The following is a 19,355-nucleotide window of genomic DNA, read 5'->3' on the forward strand; positions in this document are numbered from 1 at the left end:
ATGTGTTGGAAAAAAGGCAAATATATAAAAATCGCTTATAAATCAAACTTTACACGATACTGTTTTAGCCCTTCCAGCGCTTCGGGCGATGTATAGTCAAACGTTTCCTCGTGGCGATTTTTCTCGTTGCGTAAGCTAATGCGTTTAAGGGTGTTATGAAAACGGCGCACTTCCTCCAGGTTACAAAGCTGCAAAGGCGGCACAACTACGTTTTTACCCGCATTATCTTTTGCCACCATGGTAAAGTAGGACGAGTTACAGTGCTTAACCTTACCGGTCTGGATATTTTCTGATGTTACCCTGATACCAATAACCATAGAGCTGTTGCCCACATAATTAACCGAAGCCTTCATGGTAACAAGCTCACCCACTTCTATGGGGTTTAGGAAATCTACGGTATCTACACTTGCGGTAACGCAGTAACTTCCGCTGTATTTACTGGCCGATGCAAAGGCTATCTGGTCCATGAGCATAAGTATGTACCCCCCGTGAATTTTGCCGCTAAAATTAGCGTGGCTGGGCAGCATAAGCTCGTTAATAGTAACTTTAGAGGCGTTTACTTTTCTAAAACCGTTGTGCATAAGTATAAGGTAATTATTGTGTAGGTGTATCCTGGCCGGCATCAAAAAGCGATTCCTCCTCCTGTTGCAGTGCGCGGGTAATAATATTTTCGGGTAGTGATTTTTTAGCCTTGGCACCCATTTTCTTAAGCTTTTCTATAGAGGTAATAATGTTGCCGCGGCCATCAAACAGTTTGCCCATAGCGTTTTGATACTCACTTTGGGCATCGCGCATTTTGGTACCAACCTTGGTAAGATCGCTGATAAAACCCTCAAACTTATCGTAAAGGGCACCGGCCTGGCGGGCAATTTCGTAAGCGTTTTCCTGTTGTTTCTGGTTCGTCCACATGCTGTCTATAGTGCGCAGGGTAGCCAGTAAAGTTGTAGGGGTAACAATTACAATGTTACGCTCAAAAGCCTTGCTGTATAGCGTGGCATCCTCATTAAGGGCAAGCGCAAAGGCGGGCTCCATAGGTATAAAGAGCAGTACAAAGTCAGGACTTTCTATTTTGTAAAGGTCGTGGTAATTTTTGTCGCCCAGTTGGTCTACGTGTTTGCGTATAGAAAGTACGTGTTCCTTAAGGTGCACCATCTTCATAGGGTCGTCGTCGGCATTAATGTAGCGTTCGTAGGCCACAAGCGACACCTTACTATCTACGATCATCTTTTTACCGTCGGGCAGGTTAATAACCACATCGGGCAGTACGCGGCCGCCATCTTCCAGGGCATGGCTTTGCTGAACGTAGTACTCGCGGCCTTTTTCCAGACCCGACTTTTCCAGCACGCGCTCCAGTACCAGCTCGCCCCAGTTACCCTGCATTTTGGTATCGCCTTTAAGGGCGCGGGTAAGGTTAAGGGTTTCACGGCTCATGTTCTCGTTCATTTCACGAAGGCCCAATATCTGTTGCCTGAGCGCCGCATGGTAATCAATGCTCTCCTTGTGGGTATCTTCTACTTTCTTTTCAAAAAGCTGTATTTTTTCGTGCAGTGGCGACAGTATAATTTTAAGGTTCTCGCGGTTTTGCTCGGTAAACTTAACCGATTTTTCCTCCAGTATCTTGTTGGCAAGGTTTTCAAACTCTTTGGTGAATTTTTCGCGAAGCTCGTCCGTCTCCTGGCGCTGCTCTTTCATGCGTTCCCAAAGGTTCTCAAAGTCGGTTTCCTTTTTAGTAAGCTGTATAGACAGGGCATCTTTAGCCGTGCGAAGCCCGTCGCGCTCCTGCTGCAACCGCACGTACTGGTTTTGCAGGGCCTGTTTTTCGTTTTCGGCCTGCGCCTTAAGCTGCTCTATGGTAAGGAGCAGGTTGCTGTGGCGCTCCTGCTGTACTTTAGTTTCGGCGGCAGCCTTAGCAGTAAACAGGGCTTTGCCAATAAAAATGCCTAAGCCTAAAGCTATTAAAAAGGCAAGTAATAGGGTAATGGTTTCGGGCATTTGTGTGTAATTTGGAAAAGGTAAAAGTACGGAAAAATTTAAGTTTTGCCAGCTCCTTTTTAAACTAACTGATGGCAAACGATGGACTGACGACAGCAGTAAAGATAATCAGTTATTCAATTTGGAGGTAATGGATAACTATACCGAAATAATAAATTAATGCTTTTACGGAAAGCCGTAAGGAAATGTGAATTTAACTAATTATCTTAGCCTTAAGTATCATGGTATGCAGCAACTACTTATAATAACATTTTTGTTTTGTGTTGGGGTTTGCCGGGGGCAAAGCCCTATATTACCTATTAACGATGCCAATTATCCAGAAGCAACAGGAGCCTATTATAAAGATCTTAATAATGATTTAAACAGGTATGTTGGTACCTGGAAGTATACTAACGGTACTACATCGCTTACAGTAACCTTACAAAAAAAAGTAATGCAGCACATTATTAACGCACCTTATGGTTATTATGAAGATTTAGTTATAGGTGAATATAAATATATACTTAATGGTGTTGAAAAGATTAATACATTGCCTTTATTAACATCTATAACTAATCCACAGGCGAATAGCATTAAAAGCTTTATCGCTGTTACAACTGGGGATATACGGTTATAAGCAGGTTTTATAGAGGCAGGGAGAGACATTCCCGGAATGGATCAGGAAATGATTTTTAGAAGGGCAGACGTGGGAGCCACCCAAAAAATAAAACTGGTTTTCAGGATGACAGAGGGATATTATACAGTTGATGGACAGGAACCTCAGTATACAAGTTACACTATACCTTGGGGAGAATACATTTTAACCAAGCAACCATAATATTACAGCCCTATAGGGCTGTTTTAACCTATGCAGCAACTAATTATAATAGCGTTTTTGTTTTGTGTTGGGGCTTGCCGGGGGCAGGAACATGGCGTAGTTGCAGATGAGAAAGAAATCATAAATCTGGAATTAGCACGACGGAAGGATTCATTTTCTAACGTACCTGTAACAAACACAATTATTGGCGATTCGATACTGGTAGATAAACTTATCTTAAAGCCGGAAAAATGCCCAGTAGCGCTAATGAATTGGCTAATTGCAAGCAAAAACATAACAACAGAGGAGGGTAGCGACATTTTTGGTAAAAACAGTCAGGATAATTTTATACCCATTGGGACAACTCATAGCGAATGGACTAAAGCCGATTTAAGACTTCAAGGTGTTTTTATTTGATGATGCAAAACACACTGCCGGGTATAAATTAAATAAGTCGGGCAAGATGGGTTTGGGTACATCAAACATACTATCACTATCAGTACCCCTAATTAATAATGACAAACAATTTGCTTTGATAGAAACGTCCAGTCAGCACTTTGGCGGCGAATTAAATATTTACAAAAAAGTAAACGGTAAATGGCAGTTATATAAAACGGTGCAATTATCGTATTAATTTACAGCCCCTCGGAGCTGTTTTAACCTATGCAGCAAGTACTTATAATAGCGTTTTTGTTTTGTGCCGGGGCTTGCCGGGGGCAGGTGCCTGGTGTAGTTGCAGATGGAAAAGAAATCATAAAACTGGAATTATTAAGGTATAAAGATGATTTCTCTAATAAATATGATTCTAAAACCGTTGTTGGCGATTCTATTCTTTTAACGCGCCAGATAGCTGTAATGGAGCAAACACCGGATGAATTGAGATTGTATTGTCCTGCCTTCCATTTTATGTCGGTAAAAGAAGCGGCAGAAATTTTGGAGGCGGGCCTAAGCAACTGTATAACAAACCCTTTGCAGGTAGTGATTGGACTCAGGATGCCTTTCCTAATCTAAAAGTTGCCTTGTATTACGATAGAAAATATAACAAGGATGGCAAAACATTTAATATAGGACTTACTGCAACTGATATGCTATCTTTATCTGCGCCTTTAATAAGGGAGGATGGGGAGTATGCTCTTATAGAAGCCTTTAGTACACATTTTGGAGGCGTTCTTAGTATTTACAAAAATATCAATGCAAAATGGCAATTGTATAAAACCGTACAATTATCGTATTAATTTACAGCCTGCAAGGGGCTGTTTTTTTATATAGCTAAAATTATTACCTTAGTAATAACAAAATTTTTGTATGAGGCACACCTACTATTTAATGCTACTGTTGGTAACAACCTTTGGCTATAGCCAGGATGCAAGGGAGACGCTGCTTTTGGCAGACAGTAAAACCGTTGCGGCGCAGCTTAAGCTGATGAACTACCTTGATTACTGTACCATGAAGTATGCCCGCCTTAAACCGCAGCAACGGGCGCAGGCCGACGCCGGTTTTGCCTCATATTATGCGGATGTTGTGGCTATGTGTCCGTACCCGGATGCAGATATCCCATCATACTTAGGTTATGCAAAGGGCTACACCCCAACAACGTGGCTTGAGTTTGTACTACCTGTTTACAAAAAGAACCTCGAAAACCTAATTGCCCTTACCGAAAAATACGGTTACATTACCACACAGCGCTTTGCTAAGTATGATAAGGAGGCGTTTATTTTTGCACCCTATTATATATCCCGTACTAAAGAGTATGACCCCATCCTTAAAAAATTGCTGAAACGGGAGTATAAAGAAGGCAATATTCCGGAGCAGGAATATAAGGCGGTAGAAATGGTTATTAAAAGGGGTGTGGTTATAAACCTGTCCGATTTTAAAGAATCGAACGAATTTGGAATTATCAGAAATTAAATTGCAAGTTCCAAATCACAAATTCCAAAAACAAAAAGCAAATCACAAACAACAAATTTTAAATCACAAAATCCAATTTTGGGCATCGAATTTTTAAATTTTAAATCGTTCAATCTTTAAATTTTGAAGATCATCCAATCTCAAAGTCCAAAAGTGAAATATTAATTCTTTTAGATGTTTTATACTACAAAAAATGATCTGTAAAAGTACTAAAAAGTACAGTTTCAAAATCCAAAAGTGAAATATTAAGCCATTTTTACTTACCCAGCTCAAGTTGTTTGGTGGCTTTCAGGATTTTTTCAGAGAGGCCGTTCAGCCAAACCAGTTGCTCTATAACCAGGTGGGCTTCTTCCATTTTAAGGTTAAATTCCTCTTCATCCGTAACGTGAATTTCGCGTAACTCCCTCGCCCTAATGTTTTTAAGTTCGGTAAAGCGCATGGCGAGTTCTTCGTTTTGGGCTTCCATAGCTTCCTGGGCCTGTACTTCCATGTTTAACAGGGTAATAGCCTGGTCTAAATTGCGTATTACGGTGTTTACCACTACGTTAAAGGCTTCAGATGCTGTATACGTCTTATGTGATTGAGTATAAGTGCCTAACGACGCTAACGACGATAATAATGTATGGTTTAGCACCGCCAGTTTGTACACCTGCTGCTGCTGTTTCTGTTTTGATTTTGGCTCCTGCTCCATGCGCTGGTAGCTGCTCATAAGGTTGCCTAATTCTACAAACGCATTCTTGCGTGCCAGCCTGTAACCCGTTGTAACAGTGCCTTTTTGGTTGTAGTATTGGGATATTTCGGCAAGGTAATCGCGGTTGGCTTCTATCGATTTTTTAATGAAAATAGGCAGGTTCATAAACTCCCACGACGGCCAAAAGAAGTAGTTTCCTACAAAAGCCAATACCGCTCCCACAGCAGTATCTATTATACGGTACTGTATAACCTGGCTGATATCTGGGGTTAGCAATCCGTACAGGAAAATTACGTAAATGGTTACAAATGTGGCACCTATGCGGTAATTGATAGCCGTAAACGTAAAGCCCAGCAGCATGCACACAATGGTAAGTGTACCAATGATAACCGGCTGATGCACAAAGCTTAAAAATGCAAAAGCAATGATGCCGCCCGTTATGGTACCCACAATACGCTGGTACGATCGTTGCTTGGTTAAGCCGTAACCCGGGCGCATAATAACCACTATGGTAAGCAGTATCCAATACACGTTTTGCAGCGGGAACAGCGCCCCTATTACAAAGCCCAGCCCAATGGTAATGGTTAATCGCAGCGAATGCCTAAAGATGGTACTGGAGAAACTAAGGTTATCGCGGAGGGCTCGCAGCGGGTAATTTTCGGGCGTTAAAAATTTGTCCAGATCTTTATCCCGGCTTTTGCTAAGTTCCTTAAATGTAATGTTTTGGCTAAAGGCGCGCTCAATTATCTTTATCTTTTCAATCTGCTTTTCGGCATAGTGCAGCATGTTCTTAAGCATCCATACGCCTTCGGCAGCAGCCTCACGGCCAAGCAGTTGCTCGTATTCTTCAATGGCTTTTTCTAAAGCTTCAAGGTTAGCAATAAGATTGTGCTTGGGTACATATTTACTTCGGTTCTCTATGCTTTTTCCCACCCTTTTTAGCGAAGAGCCAAGGTTATACGCCAGGGTTTGATAGGTGTTAAGCACCTTGCTGTGTGTACCGAATTTTTGGTGCAACTGGCTGTGGTCAAACGAGGTAGAAAGCGCCAGCTCCAGTATTTCCATTAGCGATGTAAACACCATGAGCATCTTGCGGTTACGGTTGGAATTTCCGGCTACCGATCGGTTTCTTATAAGTACTTCGCGCAAATTTTCGTGAGTAGTGTTTATTTCCACCTGCAGGTGCAGCTGTTTTTCAACAATACCGGCCCTGTCGGCATCGGCATTCCAAAGGTCGCCGCGCAGTTTCATGTATTTGGCGGTAAGCTTAAGGCATTCAGCAACAGTGAGTTCGGTATACCTGTGCGGACTCAAATAGTTAAACGTAAGCGATAAAAAAGTGTAAAACAGCGATCCCGCCAACACAAGTCCGGAATACTCAAAAATCTCCATTCCTACATGTATATGTCCGGTTCCTAGTGCGATAGCCAGCAGTCCGCTAAAGGCTATCATGGTAGCCCGCTGCCCGTAGACTGATATTAGTGAGAGGAAAAACACTAGCGCCGTAATAACCGGGTAAAACAGCCAGGGCAGGGGGTGCAGCAGGTTTACCGCCACAGTACAGCCTACAACTACAATAGTTGCTACGCCTAAACCCTTGGCACGGTGCACTATATTGCTGGGAATATCGGCCGGATAGGTTAAAAAAGCGCCCACGGCAATGGTAAAGCCGGTTTCAAAATACCCAAATTGCGATAGTACAAGCACAGGCAGGACGGCTGCAACCGTAACGATTACGGCCCGCGTAAAATTTACGTTATCGGTAAACTGCCTAATTTGCTGTATCATTCAAAAATGGGGTGTTGCGCAAAGGTAGTGAATGGCAAAATCATTATAGAGCAGCGGTGGAAATTCTCACAAAAATTTAGCATTTAGGTGCCGAATAAGATAGCCACGAAATACACAAATTACACCAATTTTTTAAAATTAATATAATTCTATCAGGTTTCATAATTTGTGGGAATTAAACTAATTCGAGCCGAAAAATGTCATGGCTTAGTCGGGTTTTTAATCTAATAAATTAAACGCTTCAGGATTTGTGGAAATTAGTGTAATTAGTGTCAAAAAAATAATCATTTTAATTTACTATTTTTGCCGGACGGAATAATGGCATTTTGAAGCCAATGTGCTGAATTTAAAAGCAAAACGATTATGATACTACCCATAGTAGGCTACGGCGACCCGGTATTAAGGAAAAAAGCGGTGGAGATACCTAAAGAATATCCGGCACTTAAGCAAATTGTTGCCGATATGTACGATACCATGTATAACGCTTATGGTGTGGGGCTTGCAGCGCCGCAGGTAGGGCTTTCTATACGCCTGTTTGTTATAGATACCCGACCGTTTAGCGATGATGAAGACCTTAGCAAAGAAGAGCAGGAAGTGCTTTCTGCATTTAAAAAGACCTTTATTAACGCCACTATTGTAAAAGAAGAGGGCGAAGAATGGTGCTTTAATGAGGGCTGCCTTAGTATACCAGAGGTTCGTGAGGATGTGTACCGCCACGAAAAAATTACCATAGAGTATTTTGATGAAGATTTTAATAAGCATACCGATGTGTACGATGGCCTTATAGCCCGTGTGATTCAGCATGAGTATGACCATATAGAAGGTATTTTGTTTACCGATAAAATATCATCGCTTAAAAAGCGTTTAATACAAAAAAAGCTACAGAACATAATGGAGGGCAAAACAAGACCGGATTATAAAATGAAATTTGTTGCCAAAAAAGGCAGATAATTTTTGTTTTTAAAGTCAAAGATTAGATATTTGCCAACCTATTAAAAAGACAGAACAATAATGAGCATCGAAAAAATATTAGCTATTTCCGGAAAACCGGGTTTATATGAGTTAAAGCTTCAAACAAGGACCGGTTTTGTGGCTGAATCGCTAACTGACGGAAAAAAAATAACAGTAGGGTTAAGGAGCAACGTGAGCCTTTTATCTGAAATATCGGTATATTCTTATGATGGCGAAGTGCGCCTTGCTGAAGTTTTTCGCGCTATAGCCGAGAAAGAAGACAACGGCCCGGCACTATCTCACAAAGAAGATAACGCTGCACTTACTACCTATTTTAGGGAAGTATTGCCTGAGTTTGACGAAGACAGGGTTTATGCATCAGACATTAAAAAGATATTAAACTGGTATAACATGCTACAGCCAAAAGGCCTTGTTACTAAAGACAAGCCTGCTGCTGCACCTGCACCGGTTGCCACTGAGGAAGCTCCTGCTGCCGAAGAGGTTAAAGCCGAAGAATAGTATTTTTAAATCTATATAATTATCCTGCCTTTTACTTTTAAAGGGCAGGATTTTTTATTTGGTACACTTATGTTTAATTTTAGCCAAAATTTTCAGTTATGAACACACGCCAGCAGCAGCTTGATGCCTTTAACAGGCTTTTGGATATAATGGACGACCTCCGCGAAAAATGCCCGTGGGATAAAAAGCAAACGCTGCAAAGCCTGCGCCACCTTACCATAGAGGAAACCTACGAGCTTGGCGATGCGATACTGGATAACGACCTGCCCGAAATTAAAAAAGAGCTGGGCGACCTGCTGCTGCACCTTGTTTTTTATGCTAAAATAGGCAGCGAAACCGGCGATTTTGATATTGCCGATGTAGCCAACAGCATTAGCGATAAGCTGATACACCGCCATCCGCACATATATGGCGATGTGGTTGTGGAGAATGAAGAGCAGGTTAAGCAAAACTGGGAAAAACTAAAGCTGAAGGAAGGCAAAACATCTGTTTTAGAAGGCGTGCCCAAAAGCCTGCCTGCGCTGGTTAAGGCCAGCCGTATTCAGGATAAGGCTAAGGGCGTTGGTTTCGACTGGGAGATGCCGGAGCAGGTATGGGAAAAAGTTCAGGAGGAGTTGCAGGAGTTTCATGATGAAGTTAAGGCAGGCGATAAAGACAAGACCGAAGCCGAGTTTGGCGATGTGCTGTTCTCGCTTATTAACTACGCCCGATTTTTAGATATTAATCCCGAAGACGCGCTGGAGCGTACCAACAAGAAATTTATAAAACGTTTTATGTACCTTGAAAGTAAGGCGTCGGAGCTTGGTAAACCCCTTGCCGATATGACCCTTGCGGAGATGGATGTGTTTTGGAACGAAGCCAAGAAATTATAATGAACAGAATTTTACTTATTTGCCTGCTGTTTAGCGGGCTTTGTTTTGGACAAAAAACTACCGTAGCTGATTTAGAAATTAAGTTAGAACCCGGCGCTACCGAAGAACTGATGTATGGCTTTGCTGCCGGCGACCGCGTTATCTTTATCCTTGAGCCTAACGGTGCCCCGGTTACCGAAGTCACTGTTTTACAATACCCCGATGTGGTTAAATACCGCAATCAGGAAATTAAAAAAGAAGAGAAAAACGAATTCACGGTAACGGATAAGTCGGTTTTTGTGTTTAAGTTTGTTAATAAGGCTAAAGGCAAGCGCAGCTGTAACATACTCGTACAGCGTGTTGCTAAAAATGCTGACACCAGGAACTTTAATACCGCTGTAAAGTGGGTAACGGTTCAGGATACGGTGTATACATCGGTTACTAAAGATGCCGTTGCAGGGTATGATACGCTGCATGTGCAAAAAAACCGCAGGGTAATTGCCTTGCAAAAAAAGTATGAAGAAGCTGTACTGGATAAAACCCAGCGCGTAAACGCGAAATCATCGTTAGCTGAAACTAAAGCGGCAGTGTCATTTACGCTCCCAGTAAACAGCATTACTAAAGATGAAACTAAAAAAGTGGTTGCCTGGGCGTATTGGGTTGGCGTAGGCAAGGAGAGTAACGAATACTGGAACCAAAACCGCAAATCGATCGTGGAGGGTGTAAAAGGCGTTGCCAGCTATTTTACCACGCCATTGGGTGGTGTAGCAGCCGGTGTTGTTGCCAACCTGGCCATACCTGCCATAGGCGAGGATATTCAGTATGCACTGGTAAATGAGTTTAACAGCAAGCTATTCTTTCAGGATAAAACGTATAAATCGTATGATGAAGGTAAAGGCACCGCAGCCTACAAACGCTTTACCGATGCGACCATGCTACAGGGCAAATTTTATATGGCATTGGCAAACGACAACTTAGTGCAGCCGGTTGATGTAAACGTAAAGGTATCAGCCATTATAGAGCATATAAAGTACAAGGATGAAAAATATACCGATACCACTATTACCCCACGTTACGAAAAAAAGATAATCCGCGAACCGCAAATTGTAACGAGCAAAATACCTGTTACTTTTGATTATAATAATAGAACCCTTTAGGCTAATCATAGTCGTGAAATAAAAAATGGTCGAAATTTCGTCCGACCGTGACTATTTTCGGGCAGTTTTTTTGGAGGAAAAAATAATAGAATAGCCCGTCAAATAATCCTGCCGGGCTAAAATCATAATCCTTAATTTGAAATTCGTAAATCCTATTATTCTTTAAGTAGTTTTAGTGTCCTTATACCACCGTTGCTGTTTTCATAACGGATAAGGTAATACCCTGCCGAAAGGTTTTCTATATCAATGGTATTTTCGCCCTCGGTAACTTTACCTGTGCTGATTATATTTCCTGTAAGGCCTATAAGGGTATAGGTTCCTGCTTCGCCACTGGTTAAAGTAACCGTATTGCTGGCCGGGTTAGGGAAAACCGAAAGGCTTTTTACCATAACGGTACTATCTGTAATTTCGTTGGTATCTTTATCTGGCTGACCCATTTTTGCAGTGCTTTCTACCTGGTTAAGCTGCCATTGCTGGTTAGTACCACCGCCATATGCCCAAACTTGTATCAGTGCGCCATTGGCTGTAGAAACATCTGTAACATCAAGCGCTTTGCCGCTGTATACGTTGTCTATCCTGTAGTAACCGTCGCCTACACTGGCTACGGTCCATTTAGAGGTATTATCGTTTGTAAAGCTCCTTTGCTGCACTTTAATACCGTCGGCTGTACTGGCACTGGCAAGCGCTAAGTACATTCCTGTAGATTTTACCCTTATGTAATACTGTCCATTGCCTGCGTTTTCAAACCTCCAGCGCTGGTTGCTGCCGCCGCCATTGGTAAGTTCCCACTGCTGTATAGGCGAGCCGCTTGTAGTAGCATTGTTGGCAACATCAAGGCCTTTTGCACTTAGCCTTGAAACGATGTTGTAGTAGCCCGGAAATCCTGATGGTGGAGGAGTAGTGTTATCTGTCCATTTAAAGCTTACGGCTGATGATGCAGGCACGGTATAGTTAAATGCATTACCACCCTGAACCACTTTAACCGTATTGCTGCCACCTGCGTTGTAAATAACAAGCACGGTAGAGCCATCAGTATTTTTAAAGGCCGATGTGGTTATGCTGCCGTTTGTACTGCTGCTGCCAATTCTTACCGCGCCGTTCTTTACAAATTTAGATATTTGCCCTATAATGTAGTAGGGGCTGTTGCGGGTGTAGCTTGTACTGTTGTTAACCGTAATAGCACCAAGGCAGGTAGTACAGCCACCGGGTGTCCTGGGGCCATATTGCGGGTTGTTGGCAAGGTTCCATTCCAGCGCAACTTTTGCCCAGTTGTTAACCGACCCTAAAATTACGTTTTGCATGTGCCAGCCAAAATCGCCACTAAAGCTGCCCGGGCCGCCTACCCACTGCTCTGTAAAATACACATTTTTACCGGTAGCATTTTTTACGGTTGTCATGGCCGATATGTTGCCTGAATACAGGTGAAACGCCGCGCCATCTACATAGCCGCTGTTATTTAATACATCTATAGGGTAAGCGGTGTTATCACAGTTATGGTCGAAAGCAATGATCTTGATGCCTCCGAAACCGGCAGCCGACATTTGCGGGCCTAAATGGTTATTGATGAAATCTTTCTGCTGGGCAGAGTTCATAGTCATACTTGGCTCGTTGTATGGGTTTTCCGGCTCATTTTGCGGTGTGATGCCCCAAATATTGATGCCCTGTGCCTGCATTGCCTGAAAGTATTTTACAAAATACCTTGCGTACGCCGAATAATAGTTGGTTTGCAGGCTGCCGCCCACCCAGCTGTTATTGGTTTTCATCCAGCGGGGAGCGCTCCACGGGGTTGCCAGTATCTTGATGTTGGGATTAATAGCCAATACTTTCTTTAAGATAGGTATCAGGTAAGTAAGATCAGGGCCGTTGAGGCTAAAATTGTTCATGTTAGTATCTCCGGACGATTCGTTATAACTGTAGCTGTAACTGCTAAGGTCGGATGCGGCAATACTAATACGTACAACATTAGAACTTAACCCGGTTGATGGGTTAAAAAGTTCCTGCAGTAAGTTGTTTTGCTGTGTTGCGGCAAGCGAGTTGATCACTTCGGCGCTGCCTTCGGTAAGTGTCCATCCAAAGCCATCTATGGTTTGGTAAGTGGTTCCCGGCGTTACTGTAATAGTAGAAGCATTAGTGCCGGAGTTAGCAGCGAAACTTACCGTAGCCTGTTGCTGGATAAGTTTGCTCTGGTCGCCTGATGTAATCCAGGGGGTTACCGTTTGCGCATACGAGGTGCAAAAGAGCAATAGAAAGAATGATAGGTTGTAAAAATTGGCCTTAAAGCCGGAGGTAGGTTGTTGTTTTTTCATAATTAAAAATTTTGTTTGGAAATATTTAACGAAAGACTAAAATTAGTTGGTTTAATTATGAAATCCTCATTTTGTTAACTAATCAAAAACACATCAAAGACATTTGTAAATCGATTATTGCTATTATCTGCGCAGGTTTAACAACCATTTGTTATTTTAAATAATCGTTATATTTGCATAAAATAATTTTATGCGTTACATTATAGCGTTTATATTAATCAGTTTATCGGTTAAGGCACAGCAAAATGCCATGCATTGCGGCTACGATTTTACCTCGTATGTGGTACTGGACGTTCATGAAGACGGTAAAAAGGAGAATATCAAAAATTTAAAGATCACTATTGTTGATAGCGTAGGGCGTGAAGTAATTAATACTAACAACCTTTACAGCTGGAAGAACGCGAACCAGCCCATGCTTTTTGGGTTTAATTATCTTATTGATGATAATAACCAGCGCCTGGCTGAAGGTGTTAAGACTGCAAAAGAGCGTTACTTTTTTCCGTATGCGAAGGATAATTACTTTTTATCAGTATCCAATACTTTTGAAGCCGACCGGTTTGCCTTTAAAATAGAAGATATAGACGGCAAAGCGAACGGGGGTAAATTTAAAACCGTTATCATACCACTTAACAGTTACAATATGTATGTACTTTGCAGTAACGAAAGCCAGCAGGCAGCCATGAAATTTGGCCGTAAAATAAATAAGCCGGTAGATGTGGTGCTTGAGAAGGAGTAAGTTTTCAGTCGCAGTCGCAGTTTACAGTATTAGTATTTACAATCAACTTTAAAACAAACCTTAAACTTTAAACCTGAAACAAAATGTTGACTTGGGAAGAATTTGAGAAAACCGAAATGCGTGTGGGCACTGTGCTGGAAGCAAACGACTTCCCTGAAGCGCGTAAACCTGCATTTCAGCTAACTATAGATTTTGGTACAGAGATAGGCATCCGTAAAACATCGGCGCAGATAACAAAGCGCTACACTAAGGAGGTTTTGGTGGGCAGGCAGATAGTTGCGGTTGTAAACTTCCCTAAAAAGCAAATAGGCAAGTTTATGAGCGAATGCCTGGTGCTTGGCGCCGTAGGGCAGGAGGGCGATGTTATATTGCTTGCGCCCGATTTTAAAGTAGAGAACGGGTTGAGGATAGGGTAAGTATATTTTTATGAATGATGAGTAGTAACGTGTCATCGCGAGGTACGAAGCGATCCCATTATTTATTCCTGCCTCCCGATTGAGATTGCCGCGGTCGTGCCTCCCTCGCAATGACAGTAGACCACAAAAAAGCCCGAAAAACTAAATGTTCTTCGGGCTTTTTGTATGGTGTAGATATATTAAATATCGTCAAAATTAATGTTGGTAAAGCTTTCAGTGGTAACTGTTTCTTCCGGCCTGTCGCCAAATAGTTTCCTGAAATCTTTTTGGTGCCTTTCAGATATTACCTCTTCGCCTTTATTGTTAAGTACATAGTTTGTCATCTCGTCAAGGATATCCCTAAAGGCGGCAAAATCTTCTTTGTAAAGATAAATTTTGTGCTTTTTAAAATGAAAAGAACCATCTTCTTCGGTAAATTTCTTGCTTTCAGTAATGGTAATGTAGTAATCATCGGCTTTAGTAGCCCTAACATCAAAAAAATAAGTTCTTCTTCCTGCTCTTAAAACTTTAGAAAAGATCTCTTCCTTTTCCAGCATATCATTTTCTCTCATAACCTATGTTCTTTTAATTGGTTTATGCAGCTACCAAAAATCTAAAAAAAAACGATACCATCCAACTAATTACCCTAATTCTTTTTCAGAAATTTGTTTGAGGTACAATTCTTTGTAATATCCTGCCTGACTTAGCAATTGATTGTGAGTGCCCTGCTCAATTATTTTACCATCTTCCAGTATAATTATCCTGTCGGCATTCTTAGCCGATGAAACCCTGTGGCTCACAATAATAGTAGTCTTATCGCGGCAAAAATCCTGCAGGTTGTTAAGTATAGCTTCCTCAGTTTCAGTATCAACCGCAGAGAGGCAATCGTCTAATAAAAGTATGGGTGCATCCTTAATAAGTGCCCTGGCAATAGATACCCTTTGTTTTTGCCCGCCCGATAGTGTTATACCACGCTCACCAAGTATGGTTTCGTACTGATGGGTAAAATTCTCTATATTATGGTGTACTACGGCTTTTTTGGCAACGTTTACAATCTCGTCGTGAGTAGCCTCTTCTTTACCAAATTTTATATTGTTCTCTATAGAGTCGCTAAACAAAAAGGCATCCTGAGGTACAAAGCCTATGCTGCCACGCAGGTCGTCCAGGTTAAGGTCTTTAATATTCTCGTTATCAATTTTAACCACGCCACCATCGGCATCATACAAACGGCTGATTAAAGACAATACCGTACTTTTACCCGATCCTGTCCTCCCCAGTATGGCAAGTGTTTCGCCTTTGTTTACGGTAAACGACACATCGGTCAGTGCAGTTATGTTGGTATCTTCATAGGTAAAAGACACCTTGTCAAAAGTTATCTGTCCCAATACCGGAGAGTGGTTAGGGTTGGTGTTTTTAATATCCGGTTCGGTTTTAAGGAACTCGTTAATACGCTTTTGCGAAGCCTCGGCCTCCTGCACCATGCTGCTTATCCATCCTAACGATGCTACCGGCCAGGTTAACATGTTTATGTAGAGTATAAATTGGGCTATAATACCAATATCGGCAATGCTGCCGTTTATGTACATATTGCCACCTACGTAAATAACTACAAGGTTGCTTATGCCTATTAAGAAAATCATCAGCGGGCCAAATAGCGCGTTAACCTTAGCCAGGCTCATGTTCTTTTTAACGCTGTCGCGCGATAGTTCTGTAAAGCCTTCTTCTTTTTGCTTTTCAAGCGAATAGGCTTTTATAACCCGTATGCCTGAGAACATTTCCTGTGTATACGTGGCAAGCGACGACAGGTTTTGCTGCGTTAGCGTACTGCGTTTGTTAATCTCTTTACTTACCCAGTAAATACTGTATGCCAGTATAGGTAGTGGCAACAGGGTGTACAGCGTTAGCTTAGGCGATATAATGCACATTTGGGTAATAATAACCACAAAGCGTATAATGGTGTTAAAGGCATACATAATGGCCGGGCCCACATACTGGCGCACGCGGTTAACATCTTCGCTAATACGGTTCATAAGGTCGCCGGTGCGGTTGCGTTTGTAAAAGCCCTGCGACAGGTTTTCATAATGCCTGAATACTTCATTTTTAAGGTCGAACTCTACATGGCGCGACATTACAATAAGGGTTTGCCTCATAAAAAAGGTAAGTACACCCCCTATTAATGTAGTGGCTACAATAAGCATAATATCCAAATACAACTCATCCTTAACCGCATCGCGGGTCATTAGCCCTTTGCTGAATTGCTCAATGGCCGAAATGGAGTCGCCTATGTAACTCGGTGTAAATAATGAGAATACCTGTGCTATGATGGTAATAAAAATTCCTAAGAAAAATTGAAATTTATATTTAGCAAAATATTTATTTAAATACTGTAATTCTTTCATGTTTTTATTGCTTCGCTGTTAAGCAAATGTGTAATTATTGTTAAAAATATTGCAGTTTCCTTATTGCAAACATCTTAAAAAACGTTTTCGTATTTTGTATTTTATGCAAAAAATAACCTTAATTTTATCTTTGAACAATAAAATGTGTAAATTTGTAAAACAATTTTAGAACATCCTTCAAATTTAAATCAATTATTATGATAGCAGAAGTTGTTAAGGCTAATGAGCTTACCAAGGTAGACCCGGTGTTTGGTCAGCCATCTTTTAACGATCATGAGCAGGTTGTTTTTTGCCATGACAAAGATACTGGTTTAAAAGCAATAATTGGTATTCATAACACAGTTTTGGGCCCTGCACTTGGTGGTACCCGTATGTGGAAGTATGCCAATGAATGGGAAGCCCTTAACGATGTTTTAAGGCTTTCGAGGGGAATGACTTATAAATCGGCTATATCAGGTCTTAACCTGGGTGGTGGTAAGGCGGTAATTATTGGCGATGCAAAAACCGATAAAACCCCGGAGATGATTACTCGTTTTGGCCAGTTTGTAGATTCGCTTAGCGGTAAATACATTACTGCCGAGGATGTAGGTTCTACAACTGCCGATATGGACCTTATTAGGGATGTAACCCCGCATGTAACCGGTATATCTGAAAGCCGAGGAGGATCGGGCAACCCGTCTCCTGTAACTGCTTACGGTGTATATATGGGTATGAAAGCTGCTGCTATGCACCAGTTTGGCTCTAACAATCTTGATGGTAAAAAAGTGCTGGTACAGGGTACAGGCCACGTAGGCGAAACCCTTATTGATTACCTTACTAAAGAGGGAGCACTGGTACAGATATCTGATATTAATGAAGAAAGGATGCAGTACATTGCCGGTAAATATGGTGCTACTATATTTGCAGGTGATGACGTATATAGTGCCGATGTAGATATTTATGCCCCTTGTGCCCTTGGTGCTACTATTAATGATGCTACTATTAATAAAATTAAAGCTAAAGTTATTGCCGGTGCAGCGAACAACCAGCTTGCGGTAGAGCAGGTACACGGTAAAATACTTATGGATAAAGGTATTGCCTATGCACCCGACTTTTTAATTAACGCCGGTGGTATTATAAATGTATATGGCGAAATTGTAGGTTACGGTAAAGAGGAGGCCATTAAAAGGACCGAGAATATTTACAACACTACGCTTGAAATTTTTCACCATGCAGAGGCTAACGGTATTACCACGCACCAGGCAGCAATGCAAATTGCGCAAAAGCGTGTTGATGACAGAAAAAAAGAAACCGCTAAATAATTAGCGTAAAAAAAATAGTATTCTTAATTTTGCCGGGCGAAAGTGTTTTACTTTCGCCTTGCTAATTTTTAAAAGTTCTTATAAAGCGGATGTTAAACAGGAGACATATTCGGGTTAAGGTAATGCAGTCTATTTATGCAATGCGCCAAAATGATTCAGATAACCTGGAAAAGGAAGAAAAATTCCTGTTCCATAGCATAGAAAACATTCGCGATCTGTACCTTATCATGGTTTCGGCCCTGGTAGAATTAAGGATCGTTGAAGCCGATTTTATAGAAAAATCGCAAAAAAAACATCTGGCAACCGCCGCAGAGCGCAATCCCAACAAAAAATTTGTAAACAATCAGGTACTTATCCTGCTGGAGGAGAGCAATCCGTTAAGTATTGCTATGGCCGACCGTAAGATTGATAACTGGAAACGTAATGACGATTACATCCTTATACTTCTTGAGGCTGTTAAGGCGAGCGACATCTATGCTAAATACATGGAAAGCAAAACAAGCTCGTATGATGAAGACAGGGAGTTTGTAGCCGATTTGTTTACAGAGGTTATTGCGCCAAACGAAAAACTTTACGAATACCTTGAAGATTACAAGCTTACATGGGTAGATGATATACCCGTGGTAAACACGCTTTTAAGCAAGCAGCTAAGGCAGTTAACGCCCGAAGGCCGCGATGCTTTTTATGTGCCTAAGCTTTACAAAGACCTTGATGACAAGGATTTTGTGCGCGATCTTTTTAGAAAAACAATGCTTAACGACCAGGAGCTTGCCAAAGAGTTTATAGATAAAACGCCTAACTGGGATACCGAGCGTATTGCCGAGATTGATGCTATTATCCTTAAAATGGCTATTTGCGAGTTTTTAAAGTTCCCGTCTATCCCCGTTAAGGTTACTATAAATGAGTACCTTGAAATTGCAAAAGAATATTCTACACCAAAAAGCAGTATTTTTATAAACGGAATACTGGATAACCTGGTTAAGGATTACCAAAATACAAACAAGCTTATAAAAACCGGCAGAGGTTTAATGTAAAACAACTTAAAATTAAAAATTATGATCAAAAAATCAGTCGCCATACTTGCAATGGCATCTTTGGTACTGGCATCATGCAAAAAAGAGAATGCCGCATTACGTATAGATGATGCAACTGCTAAAAAAGCAGAACTTGCTCATGCTGAGTCAGGTAAACTACCCCTTGCTAAATTTGAAACTTTAGACCACGATTTCGGAACCATTACAGCGGGCGAAAAAGTAAACTACACTTATAAATTTACTAACGAAGGTACTGCCGATTTGCTTATAAGCGATGCAAAAGCAAGCTGTGGCTGTACAGTACCAAGCTATACTAAAGAGCCTGTAAAACCGGGCGCAACAGGCGAGGTGCAGGTAGTATTTGATTCAAGCGGAAAAAGCGGGGCTGTACAAAAAACCGTAACCCTTACCCTTAATACAGAAAAAGGTACTGAAACCCTTAACTTTAAGGCTAACATAGAGAACAAAGGCATAGGTACTAACCCAATGACTGTGGGCGGCGCACCGGCAGCACACTAATCAATACGATAT

19 protein-coding genes are annotated in these 19,355 nt (G+C 41.5%); 13 read left to right on the forward strand and 6 right to left on the reverse strand.

The genetic code is table 11. The features are described 5' to 3' along the window. Positions 1-35 precede the first annotated feature (35 nt). Both FMM05_RS14215 and rmuC read right to left on the reverse strand, forming a co-directional pair. Positions 36-581 carry an acyl-CoA thioesterase gene (locus FMM05_RS14215; protein WP_143374058.1) on the reverse strand — a complete coding sequence of 182 codons (546 nt, stop codon included), beginning with the start codon at positions 579-581 and terminating at the stop codon, positions 36-38. A gap of 13 nt (positions 582-594) precedes the next feature. Next, a complete protein-coding gene (gene rmuC / locus FMM05_RS14220) occupies positions 595-1,992 on the reverse strand; it encodes a DNA recombination protein RmuC (protein ID WP_143374059.1) in 1,398 nt (465 codons plus the stop codon). Positions 1,993-2,218: 226 nt separating this feature from the next. Here rmuC and FMM05_RS14225 point away from each other — a divergent pair, with 226 nt between their 5' ends. The 4 genes from FMM05_RS14225 (at position 2,219) to FMM05_RS14240 (ending at position 4,696) form a co-directional block, all read left to right on the forward strand. Further along, a complete protein-coding gene (locus FMM05_RS14225) occupies positions 2,219-2,608 on the forward strand; it encodes a DUF6705 family protein (protein ID WP_143374060.1) in 390 nt (129 codons plus the stop codon). 231 nt (positions 2,609-2,839) lie between these two features. Further along, positions 2,840-3,205, forward strand: a complete 366-nt coding sequence (locus FMM05_RS14230) for a hypothetical protein (protein WP_143374061.1) — start codon at positions 2,840-2,842, stop codon at positions 3,203-3,205. A 246-nt stretch (positions 3,206-3,451) separates the two neighbouring features. Further along, positions 3,452-3,799: a hypothetical protein gene (locus FMM05_RS14235; protein ID WP_143374062.1), complete on the forward strand. Its 348-nt coding sequence runs from the start codon at positions 3,452-3,454 to the stop codon at positions 3,797-3,799. Between the two features lie 294 nt (positions 3,800-4,093). Further along, positions 4,094-4,696: a hypothetical protein gene (locus FMM05_RS14240; RefSeq protein WP_143374063.1), complete on the forward strand. Its 603-nt coding sequence runs from the start codon at positions 4,094-4,096 to the stop codon at positions 4,694-4,696. A gap of 256 nt (positions 4,697-4,952) precedes the next feature. On the opposite strand, the gene FMM05_RS14245 is transcribed toward FMM05_RS14240, so the two are convergent. Beyond that, complete coding sequence (locus FMM05_RS14245; RefSeq protein WP_143374064.1) at positions 4,953-7,175, reverse strand: FUSC family protein; 2,223 nt, start codon at positions 7,173-7,175, stop codon at positions 4,953-4,955. A gap of 363 nt (positions 7,176-7,538) precedes the next feature. Here FMM05_RS14245 and def point away from each other — a divergent pair, with 363 nt between their 5' ends. From def to FMM05_RS14265, 4 genes are all read left to right on the forward strand, one after another. Next, positions 7,539-8,126 carry a peptide deformylase gene (def, locus tag FMM05_RS14250; RefSeq protein ID WP_143374065.1) on the forward strand — a complete coding sequence of 196 codons (588 nt, stop codon included), beginning with the start codon at positions 7,539-7,541 and terminating at the stop codon, positions 8,124-8,126. A gap of 60 nt (positions 8,127-8,186) precedes the next feature. Further along, positions 8,187-8,645 carry a DUF5606 family protein gene (locus FMM05_RS14255; protein ID WP_143374066.1) on the forward strand — a complete coding sequence of 153 codons (459 nt, stop codon included), beginning with the start codon at positions 8,187-8,189 and terminating at the stop codon, positions 8,643-8,645. A gap of 98 nt (positions 8,646-8,743) precedes the next feature. Next, a complete protein-coding gene (mazG, locus tag FMM05_RS14260; RefSeq protein ID WP_143374067.1) occupies positions 8,744-9,517 on the forward strand; it encodes a nucleoside triphosphate pyrophosphohydrolase in 774 nt (257 codons plus the stop codon). After that, positions 9,517-10,653: a hypothetical protein gene (locus tag FMM05_RS14265; protein ID WP_143374068.1), complete on the forward strand. Its 1,137-nt coding sequence runs from the start codon at positions 9,517-9,519 to the stop codon at positions 10,651-10,653. Before mazG ends, FMM05_RS14265 begins: the two co-directional genes overlap by 1 nt. Before the next feature lie 155 nt (positions 10,654-10,808). Here FMM05_RS14265 and FMM05_RS14270 read toward each other — a convergent pair whose 3' ends face one another. Then, positions 10,809-12,959 carry an RICIN domain-containing protein gene (locus tag FMM05_RS14270; RefSeq protein WP_143374069.1) on the reverse strand — a complete coding sequence of 717 codons (2,151 nt, stop codon included), beginning with the start codon at positions 12,957-12,959 and terminating at the stop codon, positions 10,809-10,811. Between the two features lie 190 nt (positions 12,960-13,149). Here FMM05_RS14270 and FMM05_RS14275 point away from each other — a divergent pair, with 190 nt between their 5' ends. Then, positions 13,150-13,695, forward strand: a complete 546-nt coding sequence (locus FMM05_RS14275; protein WP_143374070.1) for a hypothetical protein — start codon at positions 13,150-13,152, stop codon at positions 13,693-13,695. Positions 13,696-13,778: 83 nt separating this feature from the next. Then, positions 13,779-14,111 carry a tRNA-binding protein gene (locus FMM05_RS14280; protein WP_143374071.1) on the forward strand — a complete coding sequence of 111 codons (333 nt, stop codon included), beginning with the start codon at positions 13,779-13,781 and terminating at the stop codon, positions 14,109-14,111. A 179-nt stretch (positions 14,112-14,290) separates the two neighbouring features. Here FMM05_RS14280 and FMM05_RS14285 read toward each other — a convergent pair whose 3' ends face one another. Both FMM05_RS14285 and FMM05_RS14290 read right to left on the reverse strand, forming a co-directional pair. Beyond that, positions 14,291-14,662 (reverse strand): PUR family DNA/RNA-binding protein, encoded by a 372-nt coding sequence (locus FMM05_RS14285; RefSeq protein WP_143374072.1) that lies wholly within the window; start codon positions 14,660-14,662, stop codon positions 14,291-14,293. A 69-nt stretch (positions 14,663-14,731) separates the two neighbouring features. Further along, positions 14,732-16,489, reverse strand: a complete 1,758-nt coding sequence (locus FMM05_RS14290) for an ABC transporter ATP-binding protein (protein WP_143374073.1) — start codon at positions 16,487-16,489, stop codon at positions 14,732-14,734. A 197-nt stretch (positions 16,490-16,686) separates the two neighbouring features. Here FMM05_RS14290 and FMM05_RS14295 point away from each other — a divergent pair, with 197 nt between their 5' ends. The 3 genes from FMM05_RS14295 to FMM05_RS14305 all read left to right on the forward strand — a co-directional run bounded on the left by FMM05_RS14295 (position 16,687) and on the right by FMM05_RS14305 (position 19,343). Further along, entirely contained in the window at positions 16,687-17,790 is a 1,104-nt protein-coding gene (locus tag FMM05_RS14295) for a Glu/Leu/Phe/Val dehydrogenase dimerization domain-containing protein (protein ID WP_143374074.1), read from the forward strand. 122 nt (positions 17,791-17,912) lie between these two features. Further along, a complete protein-coding gene (gene nusB / locus FMM05_RS14300; protein ID WP_143374154.1) occupies positions 17,913-18,824 on the forward strand; it encodes a transcription antitermination factor NusB in 912 nt (303 codons plus the stop codon). A 21-nt stretch (positions 18,825-18,845) separates the two neighbouring features. Beyond that, positions 18,846-19,343 carry a DUF1573 domain-containing protein gene (locus tag FMM05_RS14305; RefSeq protein ID WP_143374075.1) on the forward strand — a complete coding sequence of 166 codons (498 nt, stop codon included), beginning with the start codon at positions 18,846-18,848 and terminating at the stop codon, positions 19,341-19,343. The last annotated feature ends 12 nt before the right edge of the window (positions 19,344-19,355 follow it).

This window comes from Flavobacterium zepuense, assembly GCF_007097145.1.
GTDB lineage: Bacteria > Bacteroidota > Bacteroidia > Flavobacteriales > Flavobacteriaceae > Flavobacterium > Flavobacterium zepuense.